Consider the following 20,166-nt stretch of genomic DNA (forward strand, 5'->3'; position numbering starts at 1 on the left):
TATCAATAAGAACAAATCTGTTGCCACAATGCACGGCGATAATCATTATTACCGCCAATCTCAATCAACGCTGGTGAAGTTAATTTCTTTTTAACACTCACCATTTGCTCTACGCAACCCGCAAACCAAATCCACTCTAATTGGTGTTCACCAAGAAGTGGTAATTGCTCAGGTGTAATATGTAAAGCTTGATCAAGTGTTAATTGAATGCTTTTTAAAACACGCTCTAACAAGATTGCGCTCTCTCCCATTGGGATATCGTCGGCAATAAGTAGGAGTTTACACTGAGTGGGTAACGTCAATGTGGTCTGTTCAATACCCGTTAGTCGTTCTGGATGAAGTAACTGGTAGCATTGAATTCCCATCTCTTGAAGGTAGCTAATTTGATTGTGTGGCATAAAATAAACGCTAGAAAAAGAACACTGCCATTCTAGCATAGGATAATGAAATGAGAAAAAGGGGAGAGCTTTTCTCACCTTTTTCTCATTCAATTGGCTGGTCCTGAAGAGGTTTAATCAAGACTCTTATAGTTCAAGAAATTCGGCGCAGTACTCTATCGTTCCCTCTCTTTCAGAGAACTCACCATCTACTAAGGCCTTAACTTGGAATGCACCTTCTGGCACTTCCCATTGGCAACGCATTTGATGTTGTTCAGCAGCCACAAAACCTAAACGACCATAATAATTAGGATCTCCTAGCACAACACATGCTGGGTAACCAAACATTGCAAGGGACTCAAAACCTTCTTTTACCAGATCAGAGCCAATTCCCTGATTGCGGTATTCTTCTTTGACCACCAGTGGTGCAAGCCCCTGCCAATTATAATCCTGGCCATCTAACGTTACAGGGCTAAACATAACGTGAGCAATCACTTCTCCCTCGTCAGTACAAGCGACTAACGATAGCGTTAAATGTCCATTTTCCCTTAATTTCATTACCAAGTTAGCTTCCGCTTCCGTTGGAAATGTATTTTTCAATAATCTATCTATCGCTAACAGATCAGCGGGGGCTTCAGTTCGAATAAGCATGGGCTACCTCATTTTGCACTGGCGAAGATTGTACGCCTTTGTGCACAAAATCAGCTAGATGATTAAGCAACATTTGCAACGGCTTTGGCAAAAGATCCAAATCAACACTATCCATTAAGTTTTTAATTTCCAAACCTAATTCAGTATCCCCTTCAATGGAAAGTCGGCGTTGGAAGAACAACGTATCTGGATCTTCTTTACGTCCAGCAATCAGCACTAAGTCGTTCAAGTTGCCGCTAAAAGAGACATCTTCTTGCATTGGCATATCTGCGACAACTAATTTGTCGTCTTCGTAACTGATATACCAACACAACTGCATATCACTTATTTCAACTTTCAACCATTTCCCGTCAAGGAACTCAAAATCACCATCTTCTAGTGCTTCTTGAAAGACCATTTTCAGCCCATCAAGCAAGGCTTTTTTTTGTACAGAACGAGGCAATAAGTGGACTGGAGATCGCAAAATTGATGCCGCATTTTGAACTAATTGAGTGCGAATCTTGTTTATCACGCGTGTTATCCGTTACTTTGTTAAATCAATGGTTCATCATAAGGGATGAATATTCTACGATTACTGTTATGTATCAAAAAACTTCGTAAAGCCTCGACTCTTTTATCTCATAACAATCACGGCTATAGTAGTCACCTAACAGCGACGACTATGTAGACGGACTCTACAGCTCTTTGGAGACTTGGAAAACTGATGCCATCGCAACAACTACAGCACTGGTTTACAAAGATTACGGCTCATGGCCCATTCTTTTCAGCAATTTTGGATAACCAACACAAATATGTGATGGTCAATCAACGTTATTGTGAAATTGCCGGATTAAGTGAATCAGAATTGATAGGCATGAGCGATAGCCAGATCCTTGGACAGCAGTTTTATCATCATTTAAAGCCTTACTATGAGCGAGCTCTGCTTGGTGAAACGATTGAAGCAGAGATCATACTAAGTGAAATTAACCTCGAAACCAGTCTGCATATTAGCTTGAGCCCTCTTGAGGCAGAAGACAGCATTAAACATGTCGTCTTTCATGCTATTGATACGTCAGAAAAACATATTCTTATCCGGTCACTTGAAGAGTCCGAGGGGAAGTTTTCAACTCTGACATCATTACTTCCTGATGGGTTACTGCTTGTTGAAGATGACTGCATCATCTCTGCGAACCAATCTGCAGTGCGTCTACTTGGTTTTGAGTCCAACACAGACTTACTTGGTGAAGAGCTTTCTCGTTTGTTTGTGGATGAGAAAACAAAGACAGTATTCAATAACAAACTTGGACCAATTTTAACCGAATCTCCTATTGTTTGTTTAACAGGCCCTCGTTGTGGGTTTGAGCGTAGAGTTCAACTCCAAGCTGATAACACCTTACTACTTGGGCAGAACTCGCAACTCATCTTAATTCTCAACGCAGAAGACACACCGAAAAATCTATCCAACAAAACTCACGAAGACTCTCACATTGATTCGTTAACCGGTTTGTATAATCGCTTCGGATTTACTAAACGACTTGAACAACTCATTCACAATGAAACACCTCTGATTCTTCTTTATTTAGATATCGACAACTTTAAAAACATTAATGACTCACTTGGCCACCATATCGGTGACAAAGTCATCAAAGAAGTAGCATCTCGCCTTAAGCGCCTTTTACCACAACAAGCGGTTTTAGGGCATTTAGGAGGAGATGAATTTGGTGTTATTCTGCCTGAGCCAGAAAACAACCGAATGGCTGAAGTCTTATCTGAGCGAATTATTGGTTTAATAAACCAACCTTTTGATTTACATCATTTCAGCAAGCGCTTGGCTTGTTCTATTGGTAGTGTTATCTACCCTGGAGATGGTAACGACGCACGTATTTTATTGCAAAATGCAGATACAGCGATGTATGAAGCGAAAGACCGTGGCCGTAATCGCCTAATCAAATTCAATGATCAAATGAACAAAGAAGCGCGTATGCGCTTATGGTTGGAAATTGAGTTACAAAAAGCACTACAACAAAATGGTTTAGAAGTTTGGTATCAACCTAAAGTTAACGCACGTGATTTCAGCATTAATGGTGCAGAAGCTCTTATTCGCTGGAAGCATCCTGTTGAGGGTTACATAAGCCCAGGAGCTTTCATTCCTGTCGCTGAACGCGCTGGCTTAATTGAACATTTAGGTCGTGTCGTCATGCGCGAAGTTTTTTCGACAGTAAAGCGTTGGAAACTTCAGGGGATCTTACCGGGTCGTGTCGCTATTAACTTATCTCCAGAACAGTTTGGTAATCCAAAACTGATTGATTACATGGAAAAGCTGTTGCGTACCACTGAGCTTGACCCTAATTGCATTACTTTCGAACTGACTGAAAGTGCAGTAATGAGCGACAGTGAACACACTTTACAAATGCTTAATGCGATTAAAAAACTCGGGTTTTCACTATCGATTGATGACTTTGGTACTGGCTATTCTTCACTCTCTTATTTGGCAAGATTTCCATTAGATGAGCTCAAAATTGACCGTGCCTTTATTAATGAAATTGATATTCTGCCAAAGCAAATAACGGTTATCGAGAACATTATCAACCTAGGTAAATCTCTGAACTTATCTGTAGTTGCTGAGGGGGTAGAAACTCAACGTCAAGCAACCCTGTTATCAAATCTCAACTGTAACTCTATCCAAGGTTTCCATTTTTATCGCCCGCAACCGAAACAAGAAGTCGAAGAGCTATTTGTTCAAAATCGTCGCCATAAAAACTAAAATCAAGCTGATGTTATGATTTCACTCGCGTAAACCACTACTCCTGAATGGGTAAATCACGATTAACTCACTCAAACCTGCCTTACATCAAATTCCCCGTTCACATCTCTTCATAAAATACAGGACAACTTTGAAACAATTGCTTTAAGTGTCCTATGGAACTTTTGTGTCCAGCAGGTAATTTACCTGCTCTAAAAACAGCGATCGATTGTGGCGCTGATGCCGTTTATATTGGTTTTAAAGATGATACCAATGCTCGCCACTTTGCTGGTCTAAACTTCAACGGTAAAAAACTCGACAAGGCCGTACAATACGTCCACGACCATAAAAAAAAGATTCACGTTGCGTTGAATACTTTTGCTCATCCTGATGGATTTGAGCGTTGGACTAATGCTGTCGATTGCGCTGCTGATGTTGGCGTTGACGCGCTGATTGTCGCAGACATTGCTGTTCTTGATTATGCCGCGCGCAAATATCCAAATATGGAATTGCACTTATCGGTACAAGCTTCTGCAACCAATGTGGCAGCGGTAGAGTTTTACAAAAGTAACTTCAATATCAAACGTGTCGTTCTTCCTCGCGTGTTATCCATTCATCAAGTTAAACAACTTTCTCGTAATATGGTTGATGATGTTGAGTTGGAAGTTTTTGCGTTTGGTAGTTTATGTATCATGTCAGAGGGGCGTTGTTACCTTTCTTCCTACATGACTGGCGAATCTCCAAATACTGTGGGTGCTTGCTCTCCTGCAAAATATGTTCGCTGGCAAGAAACACCACAAGGGCTAGAGTCTCGCCTAAATGATATTCTAATTGATCGTTATAGTGCTGGAGAAAACGCAGGATATCCTACACTTTGTAAAGGTCGCTTTATTGCGGATATCGAAGGGGAGCCAAAACGCTATCATGCGTTAGAAGAGCCAACGAGCCTAAATACCCTTTCAATGCTTCCTGAACTCTTTGCTGCCAATGTAGCTTCGGTAAAAATCGAAGGTCGTCAACGTAGCCCAGCTTATGTCGAGCAAGTGACTCGGACTTGGCGCGCTGCGATTGACCGCTACCAAGCGAACCCTGAAGCATATCGTGTTGAAGCTGCCTGGGATGCCACTTTGGCGAACGTCTCAGAGGGTACTCAAACAACATTAGGTGCGTATCATCGCAAATGGCAATAGAGGTTCGAATGGACAATAAAATCAAATATGCATTAGGACCATTACTTTACTTTTGGCCTAAGCAAGACCTAGAAGCTTTTTACAAACAAGCTCAACAAAGCTCTGCGGACATTATCTACCTTGGCGAGTCGGTGTGCTCAAAACGCCGGGAAATGAAAACTCAGCATTGGCTAGATATCGCGAAAGAGCTTTCTTCAACTGGCAAACAAGTGGTGCTATCGACCATGGCGTTATTAGAGGCGCCAAGTGAAGTCACCATTTTGAAAAAGTACATCGACAATGGTGACTTTGCCATTGAAGCTAATGATGTATCAGCAATTCAACTGGCTGCAGAGCGAAAAGTACCATTTGTTGTTGGCCCAGCAGTCAATACCTACAACGCGCATACGCTAAACCTATTTCTAAAACAAGGGATGACTCGTTGGTGTATGCCTGTTGAGCTATCACGTGAATGGCTTAGCAATGTACTGACTCAGTGTGAAGAAGTGGGTATCCGGGGTCAATTCGAAGTAGAAGTGTTCAGTCATGGGTACTTACCTCTTGCTTACTCCGCTCGCTGTTTTACAGCCCGCGCTGAAAACAAAGCAAAAGATGATTGCGAGACTTGTTGTATTAAGTATCCGACAGGTATTCAAGTTCGTAGCCAAGAAGGACAAGAAGTCTTTAACCTTAACGGTATTCAGACACAGTCTGGTTACTGCTACAACTTAATCAATGACTTACCTAGCATGAATGGACTTGTAGATGTTGTTCGACTCAGTCCACTTGGCCTAGACACTTTCTCTGAGCTTGATAAGTTCCGCGCTAATGAATCTGGTAATAATCCAGAAAAAATCGCGGATCGCCAATGCAATGGCTATTGGCATCAACTTGCTGGATTAGCCGTTAAGCAAGACTAGCGACTATCAAAATAGAAAAAGCGAGGGTTTCCCTCGCTTTTTTATTCTTTATGTTAATGAACCGGTTATATCAATGAACTGATACCGGTTGATCTGGTGCCAAAATAATTTTCTTGGTATCGCGCCAAAGCATCCACATAACCACGACACTCAGTGCGATATTAGACAACGGATAAGCAATCCAGATTCCAGGAACGCCCATCAATTTTGGCATAATTAACAAAAACGGTAGCTGAATCAGCATATTTCCGATCGTCACAAACATAGCCTTGCTGCCTTTATTGACCGATTGATAATATGCCCCAGCAACAACTAAGAAACCATCAAGGAACATCGCGAACATATGTAAGCGGACACCAATGATGGCATTCTCAATCAACTGTTCATCACTAGAGTTGAATACCGATACAAATTCTCGAGGGAATAGATTCAGTAATACGACAAAAGCAATACCACCAAGCACTGCACTACCCATCGCGACTTTAAGTAACTTTCGGATATTATCCGTATTGCGAGCGCCATGGTTATAGCTCACCAAAGGCTGCATACCATTCGCAATCCCCTCAACCACTAAATAGTAGACCGTTACGATATAACCTAAAATTGCGTACGCACCAATTAGCAATGCATCACCATAGTCTGCAAACAAGTTGTTATGTAGCGCGACCATCATCGAACCATACGCATACATAAAGAAACTAGAAGCACCGATTACAACAATCTGAGGTACTACTGCAAACTGTATACGCATATCAGAGAAAGTTAATCGCATACTGGCTTTAGAAGAAAAGAAGTATCCAACACCCAGTAAAGTCACGACAAACTGAGCAATTGCAGTAGCAATAGCTGCGCCTCTCAACTCCCAACCCAACCAAGCAATAAAAATATAGTCCAGTACGATATTAATAATCGCACCGATGATCATAAGGATCGTTGCTAAGTTTGGACTACCATCATTACGCAATAAAAACGGAACTGCGATTGAACCTAACGAAAAGACACACGCATAAATTAAGATATGGAGGTACTGGGTCCCTAATTCATAAATACGCCCCGTCGCACCTTGCCACAATAAAAAGCTATCGGAGAACAAGAACAGAATGGTAGCCACAATCGGGGCAAGGACCGCGAGCAAAACCAAACCTGTCGCAAGAATACTTTTTGCTTCAGACTCTTTTTGCTCACCTTGCTTAATGGAAGCAAGCGCTCCGGTTCCGACACCAACTAACATACCAATACCGAGAATCGAGCCGATCACTGGCCACGACACATTGATACCTGCTAATCCCTCAGCTCCTACGTAGCGGCCGATAAAAATACCATCGACCACTTGATATAAACCATTGACGAGCATCGCCGCTACGGTTGGAATTGCGTATTTCCAAAACTGTTTATAAATGGATGTTTGCATGACTCTTACCAAAGTTAGCAAGGCTAACTAAATAATTAAATTTTTTAATCGTGAAGGGCTTTTTCTAGTAATAACACTAACTGCTTTGCTTCTTCTTCATTCAATCGACTTGTCATCTGAGCCGCCATATCCTTATATACGACTGTTTCTAATGACATATTTTTCATTGCACTCTCACTCAAAACAACACGCTTTGAACGAGCATCATCCTCACAAGCAATACGATTAACTAAACCTTTTTTCTCAAGTCTAACCACCATATTTGAAGCCGATGGTTTCGTTACGCGTAACTCTTCCGCTAGATCGGTAATTCGAATACCGCCCTCGCTATCTTGGATTACTTTCAGATAATCGTATTCATTAAAACTGAGTAAACACAATGGATCCTCTTTCCCATGAACACGCCATGCTTTATAAGAAAACCGCTCTAAATTACTCAAACTTTTGGCTAGCATTGCTTTTCCGCAAAAATAGTTAGTCAAGCTAACTATTTTACGGAAAGTACATTGAGATGCAATAAAAAAACCGCTGTGAAAAACAGCGGTTTTTATTCATTTGAAAGCCTCAACACTATTGTATTTTTGCCTGAGCGATACGCTCTGCTTGTACTTGCTCAAAAATGCGTCCTAATTCAAGGAAAGCATAGCGATGTTCTACATACTCATAGACGTTAAACGAAATGGCTAATTTGTACATAGCGATTGCACTAGAAAACTCACCAGCTCGTTGATAACGCTTACCTAGATAAAAATACGTTTCCGTTAATCTTTGCGCCAATAACGTATTATCACCACGAGACTCAGTGAGAATAAAGCGGAACGCTTCTTCTTCAGATATTTGTCCTAAGCTTATTCCAACTAACATCCAACCCCACTGCGTATCACGCGCTTGGTATTGTTGTGTTAACGTCTTAGTCGCTTGCTCTGGTTCCTTTTCGTATTGAATGATATAAGTCCATAACGCTCGAAAAGGATCGCTTGGGGAATCAGAGTAATGCGTGTTGATCTCTTCCAACGCTAAATCAATTCGATCGCCATAGTATAAAGCTATCGCTCGATTTCTCGCGGCATAGGAGTTCTCTGGATCAAGCTCTAGCGTAGAATCAAATGCTTCATAAGCTAAGTCATACTCTCCAACCTCGGTGTAATACACACCCAGTAGATTAAATAATTCTGGTTGTGCGGGGTCGAAAGAGAGTGATTGATTATAGTCGAGTCTTGCTAGGCTTCTCATGCCTAAGCTATCGTAATAATTGCCTCGTTCGAACAACATTTTTGCTCGTACTTCATCGGACAAATTAGGACGAAGCAAAAGTTGACTCAAGCGTGCAATTTGCACTTCTTGCTGTGGATTGGCTTGTAATGGCACAGCCATCGGGGGATATAACCATCGACCATCTTGATTAAAAGTTGAAGCACACCCAGAGGTAAGCAAAATAGTGAGGCCTAATGTCGCGGTTTGAAACCATTTCACAAATAATTACTCCTGTTAACAAACTAGAGTCTAGTCGGTTTTGTCCGCAGTCGTACCACTTTGCACAAACAATCCTGTAAATTTGTTCTTGCCGTTGTCTATAAGCGGAAAATGAATTTCATGATGCAATAAAATCACTAAATAACATTTTCAAAATGGTATAAAAAAGGGAGCTTAATGCTCCCTTTATATCATGCTTTGCCTAGATTAGGCGAATAAAGCCAGTAATACAAATTACTCAGCGTCAGCCGCTGGTTTTGCTTCAGCTTCAGCTTCCGCTGGTTGCTCTACTGCTTCTTTCATGCTTAGACGTACACGGCCTTGACGGTCGATTTCAAGAACTTTAACTTGAACTTCTTGACCTTCAGTCAGGTAGTCAGACACTTTCTCAACACGCTTGTCAGCGATTTGAGAGATGTGAACTAGACCATCTTTACCAGGAAGAATTGTTACGAACGCACCGAAATCAGCTAGACGTGCAACTTTACCAGTGTAGATACGACCTACTTCAACTTCAGCAGTGATCTCTTCGATACGACGAATAGCTTCTTTCGCTGCAGCGCCTTCAGTTGCTGCAATCTTGATTGTGCCGTCATCTTCGATTTCGATTGTAGTACCCGTCTCTTCAGTTAGAGCACGAATAACTGCGCCGCCTTTACCGATAACATCTTTGATCTTCTCAGAGCTGATCTTCATCATGTAAATACGTGGAGCGAATTCAGAAATTTCTTCACGAGCACCAGAGATAGCTTCATCCATTACAGAAAGGATGTGCTTACGTGCACCTTGCGCTTGGTTAAGAGCAATTTGCATGATTTCTTTAGTGATACCTTCGATTTTGATGTCCATTTGAAGTGCAGTGATACCAGCATTAGTACCCGCTACTTTAAAGTCCATGTCACCTAGGTGGTCTTCGTCGCCAAGGATGTCAGAAAGAACAACGAAATCGTCGCCTTCTTTAACAAGACCCATTGCGATACCCGCAACAGATGCTTTGATTGGTACACCAGCATCCATAAGTGCTAGAGAAGTACCACATACAGAAGCCATTGAAGATGAACCGTTAGATTCAGTGATTTCTGATACTACGCGTACAGTGTATGGGAACTCTTCAACAGATGGCATTACAGCAGCAATACCACGCTTAGCCAGTTTACCATGGCCGATTTCACGACGCTTAGGTGAACCTACAAAACCAGTTTCACCAACACAGTATGGAGGGAAGTTGTAGTGTAGTAGGAAGTGATCTTTACGCTCACCAGTTAGCTCATCGATGATTTGAGCATCACGTTGAGTACCTAGAGTTGCTGTTACGATTGCTTGCGTTTCACCACGAGTGAACAATGCAGAACCGTGTGTACGAGGAAGAACACCAGTACGTACGTCTAGTGCACGAACCATGTCTTTTTCACGGCCATCGATACGTGGGTGACCAGCGATAATACGGCTACGTACTACTTTCTTCTCTAGAGAACCAAGCATGCCACGGATTTCGCGTTCTGCTAGGTTTTCATCTTGTGCTAGTAGTGCAGCAACAACGTCGTTCTTGATTGCGCCAACTTGCTCGTAACGAGCCATTTTCTCAGTGATTTGGTATGCATCAGCAAGACGAGTTTCAGCTAGGTCAGCAACTAGAGCTTTAAGCTCAGCGTTTACTACTGGAGCTTCCCAGTTCCAAGCTGGAGTTGCAACTTCAGCTGCAAACTCGTTAATTGCTTTGATAACAACTTGCTGTTGTTCGTGACCAAATACTACTGCAGAAAGCATTTCTTCTTCAGTTAGGTTATCTGCTTCAGATTCAACCATTAGTACTGCGTTTTCAGTACCAGAAACCACTAGGTCTAGTTTAGACGTAGCTAGTTCAGTCATGCTTGGGTTAAGTACTAGTTGACCATCGATATGACCAACACGCGCAGCACCGATAGGACCATTGAATGGTAGACCAGAGATAGCAAGTGCCGCAGAAGTACCAATCATTGTTACCATGTCTGGTTGAACGTTAGGGTTCACAGACATAACTGTAGCGATGATTTGCACTTCGTTTTTGAATGCAGATGGGAATAGTGGGCGAATCGGACGGTCGATTAGACGAGCAGTCAGAGTTTCACCTTCAGAAGGACGACCTTCACGCTTGAAGAAACCACCAGGGATTTTACCTGCAGCGTAAGTACGCTCTTGGTAGTTCACTGTTAATGGGAAGAAGTCTTGACCTTCAACTGCTTCTTTCTTACCTACTACAGATACGAATACAGCAGTATCGTCCATAGTAACCATTACAGCAGCAGTAGCTTGACGTGCGATTACGCCGGTTTCTAGAGTAACGGTGTGGTTACCGTACTGAAACGTTTTAACAACTGGTTTTTCGAACATTATTATTCCTTGTACTAGGTAGTAATACCCAGACTAAGTTAAGTAAAAATCCAAAACATTACGAATCGCGACTAGTGAAAAGACACTGTTTAAACGTGCAGTGACCTTTGAATAGTCGCGACCTGTTGGCCGACATCGGTGACTGTAATGAGATGAATCATCATGATTTTATTTGGCGTCAACAAGAACAACTGTTTTAGCCGGACAGTAGTATAAACTACTTAGAGGGAATTGGGGGATTTTCACCAATAAAAAAAGGGGCATAAGCCCCTTTTTTACAAACTGTTCTATGCAATCACTAATTAGCGACGTAGGCCTAGACGTTTGATTAGGTCTTGGTAACGAGCAAGGTTTTTACCTTTCAAGTAATCAAGAAGCTTACGACGGCTAGAAACCATACGTAGAAGACCACGACGGCTGTGGTGATCGCCTTTGTGAGCTTTGAAGTGACCTTGAAGGTGGTTGATAGAAGCAGTAAGTAGTGCTACTTGTACTTCTGGTGAACCAGTATCGTTTTCACATTGCGCGTATTCTGCAACGATTGCTGCTTTAGTTTCTGCATTCAGAGACATAATGCTCTCCTAATAAGAGTAGGTTTATAATTTGTAGCAGCCAATCTCTGATTCAGCCGCTACGCGAAGCGCGGATTATAGGTGAATCCCCCATCAACCGCAATAGCAATTTATTCAGGTCATTGCCGGTTTTTAACCCAGTAGGACAGAATCGAAACTCGATAATGAGTTCAGACAAGCAAAGCTTCATGGTAAACTTCGGCCACTTTGTTTATTACCTAGGTTTAGCCCATTATGAAAATCGGCATTATCGGCGCGATGGAACAAGAAGTTTCCATCCTAAAAGACTCAATCGACAACTGCCAAGAAGTGAAAAAAGCGGGTTGTACTTTCTTTTCAGGCCAAATGAATGGCGTAGATGTTGTACTGCTTCAATCAGGCATCGGTAAAGTAGCGGCTGCAATTGGCACCACCATTTTGCTTGATGAATTCCAACCTGATGTTGTGATCAATACCGGCTCTGCAGGTGGTTTCGATTCAAGCTTAAATCTAGGCGACGTGGTGATTTCAACTGAAGTTCGTCACCACGATGCTGATGTAACGGCATTTGGGTATGAAATGGGCCAAATGGCTCAACAACCAGCAGCTTTCATGGCTGATACAAAACTGATGGATATCGCAGAGCAAGCTCTTGCGACTATGGAAGACAAGCATGCTGTACGCGGTCTAATTTGTACTGGCGATGCTTTTGTTTGTACTGCTGAGCGCCAAGCGTTTATCCGCCAATACTTCCCATCTGTAATCGCAGTTGAGATGGAAGCATCAGCAATCGCTCAAACTTGTCACCAATTTAAAGTACCATTCGTTGTCGTTCGTGCTATCTCTGATGTAGCGGACAAAGAAGCAACAATGAGCTTTGATGAATTCTTGCCACTTGCTGCGCAAAGTTCTTCTGAAATGGTGATCAAAATGGTTGAACTGCTGAAATAAGCCACAAAAATCATGGAAGATTTATTCAATCATTTTTATTCTAATGGTGCACTCCTCGTATTATGGGGTGCACTCATTTTTCATCTCATTCTTCCTTTCCCACGCGAGGCTCACCCGGCCGTTCTATGGCATAAATTTGCAGAACAACTCGCAGAAAAAGTAAATACCAATCAACCTTATTCACAACGTTTACTCTCAGGAACACTCGCTTGGCTTCTTATGATGGTGCCGCTGTTTATTGTCCTGATAGCCTTAAAGCCTTTGGTTTGGCAACCACAACTCTTTGAATTAGCGTTACTACTATTAGCAATTGATTGGCGTAATACCGATAAGTTTGTGGCGCCTTTTATTGCCGCTCTTGCTCGTGAAGACAAAGAACACGCAAAAATGCTACTCAAACCCATTGTCAATCGTTCTACGCCACAACTCTCATTATTAGGCCTTGGAAAAGCAGGAACCGAAACGCTAACCATGGCTTATGGTAGAAACGTTATTGGGGTTCTATTTTGGTATGCGGTTGGTGGTGGCATTGGCGCGCTAATCTACCGGATGGCTATCGAATTATCTCGAGCGTGGTCACCATCCCGTCAACGTTTTTCCCCTTTTGGGTTAGCCGCAATCCGAGCCGCCGCAGTATTAGATTTTGTTCCTTTACGTTTATTTGCGCTACTCATCGCTTGTGGTAATCAATGCTTTACTGTCATCACCCAGATTAAGCAACAGGCTCGTAGTTGGCCCCTTCCTGGCCCATCATGGCTACTAATTGCGATAGGCACAAAATTAGAATTATCGCTTGGTGGCCCAGCAATCTATGATGGTTCAAAAATGGTCCGAGCAAAACTAGGAGGACGCATCGCTCCCTCTGCTTTTCATATAGCACAAGCTCAAAGGTTACTTGCCTGGCGCATTTTTGCTTGGATTGTCATCCAAAGCGTTATCATGTCGATAATTTATCAAGGATTTTAGATGTTACGCCTTTGCTTTCTCTGCTTATATTTTCTTTCTCAATGCATTCAAGCGCAATCCATCCAAACGCACGCAGTTCAACGAGTGATTAGCCTCGCACCGCATTCTACTGAAATTGCATTTGCCGCTGGTCTTGGAGATAAAATTATCGCTGTCAGCGAATACAGTGATTACCCACCACAAGCAAACCAAATTGAAAGAGTCGCCAACTACCAAGGGATAAAAGTAGAACGTATTATCGCCTTACAACCCGATCTTATCATCGCATGGCCATCTGGAAATCCTGCGCGTGAACTCGAAAAACTAAAACAGTTTGGCTTCAATATCTACTATTCAAAAACAGAATCGCTGCAAGATATTGCCGATAATATTGAATACCTTAGTCAATATGCCAATGACCCATCGGTAGGAAAAATGGCAGCCCATAATTTCAGGCAGCAATTAAATTCGATAAAACAGCGCTATGATACCCAAGATGAAGTGAGTTATTTCTACCAACTCAGTGAAGCCCCTATTGTCACGCTTGCTCAAGGAAAATGGCCAAGTGAAGTTTTTCAATTTTGTGGGGGCAAAAATGTCTTTTCTGACAGCTCAGCCCCTTACCCACAAGTTGGTAAAGAGCAAGTACTCATAAAAAACCCTGATGTGATCTTTACTTCTGAACACGCTATCGCCAATGGCAATATGTGGATCGATTGGAAAGAACAACTCAATGCAATAAAAAACCACCATATTTGGTCTTTAAAATCCGATTGGATAAACCGCCCAACACCGAGAACTTTACTCGCAATTGAGCAAGTTTGTGATCACTTCGAAACAGTGAGACAAAAACGCTAACGATTGCTCATTAGATCTCGTACAATCCGACGCCATTTTTTGCTTCATTTATTTGTAAGAGACGTTAGTAACATGGACTCCATGCTGCTCTATATTATTGACCAATTTGGTACGGCTATTTTTGCGATTTCAGGTGTTCTTCTTGCTGGTCGTTTAAAAATGGACCCCTTTGGTGTCATCGTTTTAGGGAGTGTCACTGCTATTGGCGGTGGGACAATTCGTGATATGGCGCTTGGCGCGACCCCAGTATTCTGGATAACAGACAACAATTATCTGTGGGTGATTTTTATCACTTGCCTGCTAACGATGTTAATTGTTCGCCGTCCTAAGCGTCTTGCTTGGTGGGTACTGCCGGTTTGTGATGCGATTGGACTTGCGGCATTTGTCGGTATTGGTGTTGAAAAAGCCATGATGTATCAAGACTCATCAATGGTCGCGGTAATCATGGGCGTAATAACTGGTTGTGGTGGCGGTATCATTCGCGATGTGTTGGCCCGTGAAGTGCCAATGGTGTTACGAAGCGAAGTCTACGCGACGGCGTGTATCATTGGTGGTGTTTGCCATACGACAGCGTTAGCGATGGGTTTTAGCAATGACGTTTCATTCCTTATTGGAGTTATGTCGACTCTCATCATCCGATTAGGTGCAATTCGCTGGCACCTCTCTCTACCTACTTTTGCCTTAAATCGCTAAACCGATTATACAAGAACATCAAAAAGGTCGCATAAGCGACCTTTTGTTTTTTAATCATTCAATGATTACTGGTGGGCTTTACGAAGTACCACTTTTAGTGCATTAAAATCATTGGCTAAGTCTTCAGACAATAATTCCATCACCGCATGTTTGGCTAACGGTGCTGGTAAATCGATATCTGTTTTTAATATATCATCAACCACTTCTTTAAACTTAGCAGGATGAGCAGTACATAAGAACAACCCTGTTTCGCCCTCTGCTAGTTGCTCATTCAGCACGCGATATGCGATGGCTCCATGAGGTTCACATAAGTAACCGAGATCATTAAGCTCTCTCACCGACTCAGCGCTTTGCTCATCAGAAACCACGCCTTTACCTAACGTGTCTAAACCCCATTGCTTAATACCACACAACTCTTCAATACGAGGCCAGTTGTTCGGTTGACTTACATCCATCGCATTAGATGTTGTCGCAACCGTCGGCTTTGGAGCCCATTGTCCCGTTTCAAGATAGCGAGGCACGGTATCATTCGCGTTGGTTGCCGCTATAAAACGTTTGATTGGTAAACCTAAAGCTTTTGCTAATAGGCCTGCCGTCAAGTTCCCAAAATTACCACTTGGCACTGACACAACTAAGTTCTCTCGTTGCACTTTACTTAGCTGAGAAGCGGCTTCAAAGTAGTAGCAAATCTGTGCCATTAAACGAGCAATATTGATTGAGTTCGCCGAATTTAGACCAATCTCTTCACGCAGTTCTTCGTCATCAAAAGCTTGTTTTACTAATGCCTGGCAAGCGTCAAAGTCACCATCAATAGCAACCGTGTGAATGTTGCCTCCCAAGGTACAAAATAGTTTTTCTTGCAGTGGGCTGATCTTTCCTTTCGGATATAAGATCACTACGTTGATCTCTTCCATGCCGTAAAAAGCATGCGCCACAGCAGCACCTGTATCACCAGAGGTCGCTGTCAGAATCGTGATTTTGCCACCATTCGATACTGCCGCTAATGATTGCGCCATAAACCGACCACCAAAATCTTTAAAAGCTAGTGTAGGACCATGGAATAGCTCTAAAGCATACACATTGTCTTTAACTTGTTTAATTGGTGCTGGAAATTGGAATGCGGCATCAACCATGGCATTCACTTGCTCAGAGGGCAGCTCATCTCCAATCAGAGCTGATAGAATTTTAGTGCTACGCGAGATGAAATCTTCATCTAATAGCGCATTGACATCATCAAATTGAGGTAATTGAGATGGGAAAAATAGGCCTTGATTACGACCTAATCCTTGGCGGACCGCTTGGCCAAAGGAGACTTGTTCGTCATTTTCTTTGATATTATACAGCTTCATAGCTTACTTCCTGTAACAATCGAACCTTGCTTGTTTAAACGACAAACATGAACGAATCCTTCTTCATTTTGTACGTAGTTTTGTTCTAGCCATCGAGCTACACGCTCTGCGGTATCTTTCTCTTTGCAGATACTAAATAACGTTGGTCCACTACCAGAAATTCCAGTAGCGAGCGCTCCAGCTGACGCCGCATACTTACGTGCATCAGCGAAACCGGGTAATAGTTTCTCACGATATGGTTCTGCGATCACGTCTTTGATCATTTTTGCAGCAAGTTCAGGTTGATTCGAATGGCAAGCATGGATAAACCCAGCAAGGTGTCGCCCATGTGCAATCACATCTTGACGGCGATACTGCGACGGTAAAATAGAACGAGCTTCGGCGGTTGAAACTTTAATTCCCGGATAAGCCATCACCCAGAACCACTCATCAAAGCATGGGACTTCTTGACTGATAATACCCAACTCTTCCAGCATCAACTGCAGGCCACCTAAATAACAAGGTGCCACATTGTCATAGTGAATGCCGCCAGAAATCTGCCCCTCCATTTCCCCCATCAAAGCAAGGAGTTCCGTCTCATTCAAAGGCTCAGCATGAAAACGGTTTAGTGCATCGAGAGCCGCCACAATAGAACATGCACTGGAACCTAATCCGGAACCTATTGGCATGTTTTTCTCTAATGTCATAGCGACTGGTAAAAGTTCAATCCCTTTACGATCAAGCTCACGGGCAAAAACTCGCCAACAATCGTAAACAATGTTCTCTTTAGGATCAGTCGGTAGCTTCGCGACAAAGCGACCCGCGGTCTCTAAACTAAACGCCTGCTCACCTTTACTGACTAAGACTCGATCTCCCAATAGGGTGCCGTCGATTGGAGACACTGCGGCCCCCAATACATCAAATCCAACACTGACATTGCCAATTGACGCCGGAGCGTAGACTACAACATCCATCTCACTGCTCATCGATTATACTCCCAACTTCCAGCCTAACGTACGCATTACATCGGCAAAAACGCCCGCAGCCGTCACTTCAGTACCAGCACCATAGCCTCGTAATACCAAAGGAATTGGGTTGTAGTAGCGGCTAAAGAATGCCAAGGCATTTTCGCCATCTTTAATCTTAAACATTGGATCGTTTTCATCTACCGCAGCAATACTAACTCGACATTGACCATCTGAAATCTCACCGACGTAACGCAGTACTTTACCCTCTTCAGCGGCTTTAGCGACTTGCTCTTGGAAATACGCATCTGCTTCTGGTAAACGCGCCATGAACTCTTCGACGCTGCCTGAATCATCAAAACCTGGTGGTAAAGCTTGGTCAACAATCACATCTTCAAGCTCTAACGCCATCCCTGCCTCACGAGCCAAGATTAATAACTTACGAGCGACATCCATTCCTGACAGGTCATCACGAGGATCTGGTTCAGTAAAGCCATTATCTTTTGCGATATTAGTCGCTTGGCTTAGTGTCATCCCCTCATCAAGCTTACCAAAGATATAGGAAAGAGAGCCGGACAAAATGCCACTGAAACGCTCAAGTTCATCACCCGCCGAAATTAGGTTTTGTAAGTTTTCAATAACCGGTAAGCCAGCACCAACCGTCGTTTCATACATAAGCTTGCGGCGAGAATTACGCGCCACTTCGCGAAGTTGATGGTAATAAGCCATGCTCGCCGTATTTGCTTTCTTATTCGGTGTAACGACATGGAAACCCGCCGCTAAGAAATCAGCATATTGATTAGCTATTTCTTCACTTGAAGTACAATCGACTAGGACAGGGTTAATAATATGATTGCGTTGTACCAGTGACGTTAAACGAGCAACACTAAATGGTTCACTTGCGCTCATCATACGATCGCGCCAATGCTCTAATGGCAAGCCTTTCCCATCCAGCAATAAACCTTTACTGTTCGCAAGACCACATACTCGCAAAACAATGCCTTTGTCCGCTAACTTCGCTTGCTGACGTTGAATCTGGTCGACTAACTCACCACCGACACCGCCAACACCAACAACAAACACGTCTAAGAAGTGTTTAGAGTTAAAGAGGTTCTCGTGACAGGCTTTAATAGCTTCCGAAATTTTATCTTCTGGAATCACGGCAGAAATAGCGCGTTCCGATGAGCCCTGTGCAATAGCCACAATGTTCACGTTCACTTCTGCAAGCGACAAGAAGAATTGTGATGCGACCCCGCGAGAAGTGCGCATGCCATCCCCGACTAGAGTCACAATGGCAACGTTATCCATAAACTCAACTGGCTCTAGCAGCCCATCTTTCAATTCTAATTCAAATGAATCAGACAATGCTTGCTGCGCAAGAGCTTTATCTTCCGCCTCAATACAGAAGCTAATACTGTATTCCGAAGAAGATTGAGTAATAAGAACAATTGAAACACCCGCAGAGGACATGGCTCCAAAAACGCGGCTCGCCATACCGACCATACCTTTCATCCCAGGGCCTGATACGTTCACCATCGTCAAATCACTTAGCGTCGTGATTCCTTTGATAGCTAACTTGTCTTCGCCAGTGTCTTGACCAATGAGGGTGCCCGCACCTTGCGGGTTAAAGCTGTTTTTAATTAAACAAGGGATGTGGAACTGAGCAATTGGTGCGATAGTCTTTGGATGAAGTACCGAAGCTCCAAAATAAGAGAGTTCCATCGCTTCTTGATAACTTAAAGATTTGAGTAAACGAGCGTCATCAACCAAACGAGGATCACAGTTATAAACACCATCCACGTCAGTCCAAATTTCACAGCAATCAGCACGTAGACACGCAGCAAGGACCGCAGCTGAGTAATCAGAACCATTGCGTCCGAGAGTTACAAGCTCGCCTTTTTGATTCCCAGCAGTAAAGCCAGGCATGATGTTCACATGATTTTTAGGTAGTGGTTTATTGCGGAAATTTTGAGTTGAAATCTCGACATCCACCATTGCTTCAAGATGCTCACCTCGAGCGAACAAGTATTCGACAGGATCAATTAAGCTCGCCGCTTGCCCTTTTGCTTCAAGTACCGCTTTCATCAACTGAATAGAAACACGCTCACCTTTACTGATAATTCGAGCATTCACGTTATCAGGGCACATACCTAATAAATTAATACCGTGAACAAACTGCTGTAGTTGAGAGAGTGAAGCTTTCACCTGATTATTGTAGTCACTACCATCAATATTCGGCAGTAATTGCTTGATGTCTTGAAACAAGTCGCGAAAAGAATCTTCTAAATCGGCAACTTGTAAATCAACCTCACCATTTTTCAATGCCGCTTCAATAACCGCGACCAACTTATTGGTTGTTTTACCTGGAGCTGATAGCACAACGGCTACTTCTTCCTGTTGAGCATTATTAGCAATGATATCCGCCGCCCGTAAAAAACGATTTGCGTCCGCTAATGATGAACCTCCAAATTTTAAAACTCGCATCCATTCCTCCAAAAACTCAATAAATAGGCATAAAAAAAGGCCTGTATCTCAATTTGAGTACAGGCCTTTTTTTGAATTTTTTCCGTTTAGCAGCCTGCCCCAACGCATGTAGTGTCGGTAATAATAATGGTTGTGGTCATTACTGTTTGGCTGCTATTTAACATATCGTATTAATACACTTTCTGTTGGCTTCCCCATACGTTTACCTTATTTATTCACAAGTCGTCAATGAAAATCTTCTATTTTTTGTTCTGATAATGCATAAGTTTTCATCTAATCGACCATTTTTATGCCCAAT

Annotated in this window: 18 protein-coding genes and 1 other annotated feature; of the genes, 7 read left to right on the top strand and 11 right to left on the bottom strand. The window is 42.8% G+C overall.

Annotated elements, in window-relative coordinates; translation table 11 throughout:
* Nucleotides 1-2 precede the first annotated feature (2 nt).
* The 3 genes from DZ860_RS12930 to ubiT all read right to left on the bottom strand — a co-directional run bounded on the left by DZ860_RS12930 (nt 3) and on the right by ubiT (nt 1,539).
* Nucleotides 3-398, bottom strand: a complete 396-nt coding sequence (locus DZ860_RS12930; protein ID WP_120031919.1) for a DNA polymerase III subunit psi — start codon at nt 396-398, stop codon at nt 3-5.
* Nucleotides 399-524: 126 nt separating this feature from the next.
* Complete coding sequence (locus DZ860_RS12935; protein WP_120031921.1) at nt 525-1,028, bottom strand: GNAT family N-acetyltransferase; 504 nt, start codon at nt 1,026-1,028, stop codon at nt 525-527.
* Nucleotides 1,012-1,539, bottom strand: coding sequence for a ubiquinone anaerobic biosynthesis accessory factor UbiT (gene ubiT, locus DZ860_RS12940; protein ID WP_120031923.1), 528 nt, complete (start codon nt 1,537-1,539; stop codon nt 1,012-1,014). Before ubiT ends, DZ860_RS12935 begins: the two co-directional genes overlap by 17 nt.
* 192 nt (nt 1,540-1,731) lie before the next feature.
* On the opposite strand from ubiT, the gene DZ860_RS12945 reads away from it, so the two are divergent.
* The 3 genes from DZ860_RS12945 to DZ860_RS12955 all read left to right on the top strand — a co-directional run bounded on the left by DZ860_RS12945 (nt 1,732) and on the right by DZ860_RS12955 (nt 5,839).
* The gene (locus DZ860_RS12945; protein ID WP_120031925.1) at nt 1,732-3,771 is read left to right on the top strand and encodes a sensor domain-containing protein; all 2,040 of its coding nucleotides are present in this window, start codon (nt 1,732-1,734) and stop codon (nt 3,769-3,771) included.
* 155 nt (nt 3,772-3,926) lie between these two features.
* Nucleotides 3,927-4,940, top strand: coding sequence for a ubiquinone anaerobic biosynthesis protein UbiU (ubiU, locus tag DZ860_RS12950; RefSeq protein ID WP_120031926.1), 1,014 nt, complete (start codon nt 3,927-3,929; stop codon nt 4,938-4,940).
* Between the two features lie 20 nt (nt 4,941-4,960).
* The gene (locus DZ860_RS12955) at nt 4,961-5,839 is read left to right on the top strand and encodes a U32 family peptidase (protein ID WP_165862900.1); all 879 of its coding nucleotides are present in this window, start codon (nt 4,961-4,963) and stop codon (nt 5,837-5,839) included.
* Between the two features lie 70 nt (nt 5,840-5,909).
* Here the strand turns inward: DZ860_RS12955 and DZ860_RS12960 are convergent, their stop codons facing one another.
* The 5 genes from DZ860_RS12960 to rpsO form a co-directional block, all read right to left on the bottom strand.
* Complete coding sequence (locus DZ860_RS12960) at nt 5,910-7,250, bottom strand: MATE family efflux transporter (protein ID WP_120031930.1); 1,341 nt, start codon at nt 7,248-7,250, stop codon at nt 5,910-5,912.
* A 44-nt stretch (nt 7,251-7,294) separates the two neighbouring features.
* Nucleotides 7,295-7,705, bottom strand: coding sequence for a MarR family winged helix-turn-helix transcriptional regulator (locus tag DZ860_RS12965; RefSeq protein WP_120031932.1), 411 nt, complete (start codon nt 7,703-7,705; stop codon nt 7,295-7,297).
* Nucleotides 7,706-7,820: 115 nt separating this feature from the next.
* Entirely contained in the window at nt 7,821-8,723 is a 903-nt protein-coding gene (gene nlpI / locus DZ860_RS12970; RefSeq protein WP_120031934.1) for a lipoprotein NlpI, read from the bottom strand.
* A 234-nt stretch (nt 8,724-8,957) separates the two neighbouring features.
* Nucleotides 8,958-11,093 (bottom strand): polyribonucleotide nucleotidyltransferase, encoded by a 2,136-nt coding sequence (pnp, locus tag DZ860_RS12975; protein ID WP_120031936.1) that lies wholly within the window; start codon nt 11,091-11,093, stop codon nt 8,958-8,960.
* Nucleotides 11,094-11,395: 302 nt separating this feature from the next.
* Nucleotides 11,396-11,665 (bottom strand): 30S ribosomal protein S15, encoded by a 270-nt coding sequence (gene rpsO / locus DZ860_RS12980; RefSeq protein ID WP_120031938.1) that lies wholly within the window; start codon nt 11,663-11,665, stop codon nt 11,396-11,398.
* Between the two features lie 234 nt (nt 11,666-11,899).
* Here rpsO and mtnN point away from each other — a divergent pair, with 234 nt between their 5' ends.
* The 4 genes from mtnN to DZ860_RS13000 all read left to right on the top strand — a co-directional run bounded on the left by mtnN (nt 11,900) and on the right by DZ860_RS13000 (nt 15,091).
* The gene (mtnN, locus tag DZ860_RS12985; RefSeq protein WP_120031940.1) at nt 11,900-12,595 is read left to right on the top strand and encodes a 5'-methylthioadenosine/S-adenosylhomocysteine nucleosidase; all 696 of its coding nucleotides are present in this window, start codon (nt 11,900-11,902) and stop codon (nt 12,593-12,595) included.
* Between the two features lie 12 nt (nt 12,596-12,607).
* The gene (locus DZ860_RS12990) at nt 12,608-13,561 is read left to right on the top strand and encodes a cobalamin biosynthesis family protein (protein ID WP_120031942.1); all 954 of its coding nucleotides are present in this window, start codon (nt 12,608-12,610) and stop codon (nt 13,559-13,561) included.
* Complete coding sequence (gene btuF, locus DZ860_RS12995) at nt 13,562-14,398, top strand: vitamin B12 ABC transporter substrate-binding protein BtuF (RefSeq protein ID WP_120031944.1); 837 nt, start codon at nt 13,562-13,564, stop codon at nt 14,396-14,398.
* A 72-nt stretch (nt 14,399-14,470) separates the two neighbouring features.
* Complete coding sequence (locus DZ860_RS13000) at nt 14,471-15,091, top strand: TRIC cation channel family protein (RefSeq protein ID WP_120031946.1); 621 nt, start codon at nt 14,471-14,473, stop codon at nt 15,089-15,091.
* A 65-nt stretch (nt 15,092-15,156) separates the two neighbouring features.
* Here DZ860_RS13000 and thrC read toward each other — a convergent pair whose 3' ends face one another.
* From thrC to thrA, 3 genes are read right to left on the bottom strand one after another with little or no spacing between them, the layout of a single operon-like run.
* On the bottom strand, nt 15,157-16,440 hold the full coding sequence (gene thrC / locus DZ860_RS13005) for a threonine synthase (protein ID WP_120031948.1): 1,284 nt from the start codon (nt 16,438-16,440) through the stop codon (nt 15,157-15,159).
* Nucleotides 16,437-17,393 (bottom strand): homoserine kinase, encoded by a 957-nt coding sequence (gene thrB / locus DZ860_RS13010; RefSeq protein WP_120032051.1) that lies wholly within the window; start codon nt 17,391-17,393, stop codon nt 16,437-16,439. The genes thrC and thrB overlap by 4 nt, the downstream gene beginning before the upstream one ends.
* A 15-nt stretch (nt 17,394-17,408) precedes the next feature.
* Complete coding sequence (thrA, locus tag DZ860_RS13015) at nt 17,409-19,868, bottom strand: bifunctional aspartate kinase/homoserine dehydrogenase I (RefSeq protein ID WP_120031950.1); 2,460 nt, start codon at nt 19,866-19,868, stop codon at nt 17,409-17,411.
* Between the two features lie 30 nt (nt 19,869-19,898).
* Nucleotides 19,899-20,016, bottom strand: a sequence feature (Thr leader region).
* Nucleotides 20,017-20,166 lie beyond the last annotated feature (150 nt).

Origin of the sequence: Vibrio sinensis (assembly GCF_003605645.1) — a bacterium.
GTDB classification, from domain to species: domain Bacteria; phylum Pseudomonadota; class Gammaproteobacteria; order Enterobacterales; family Vibrionaceae; genus Vibrio; species Vibrio sinensis.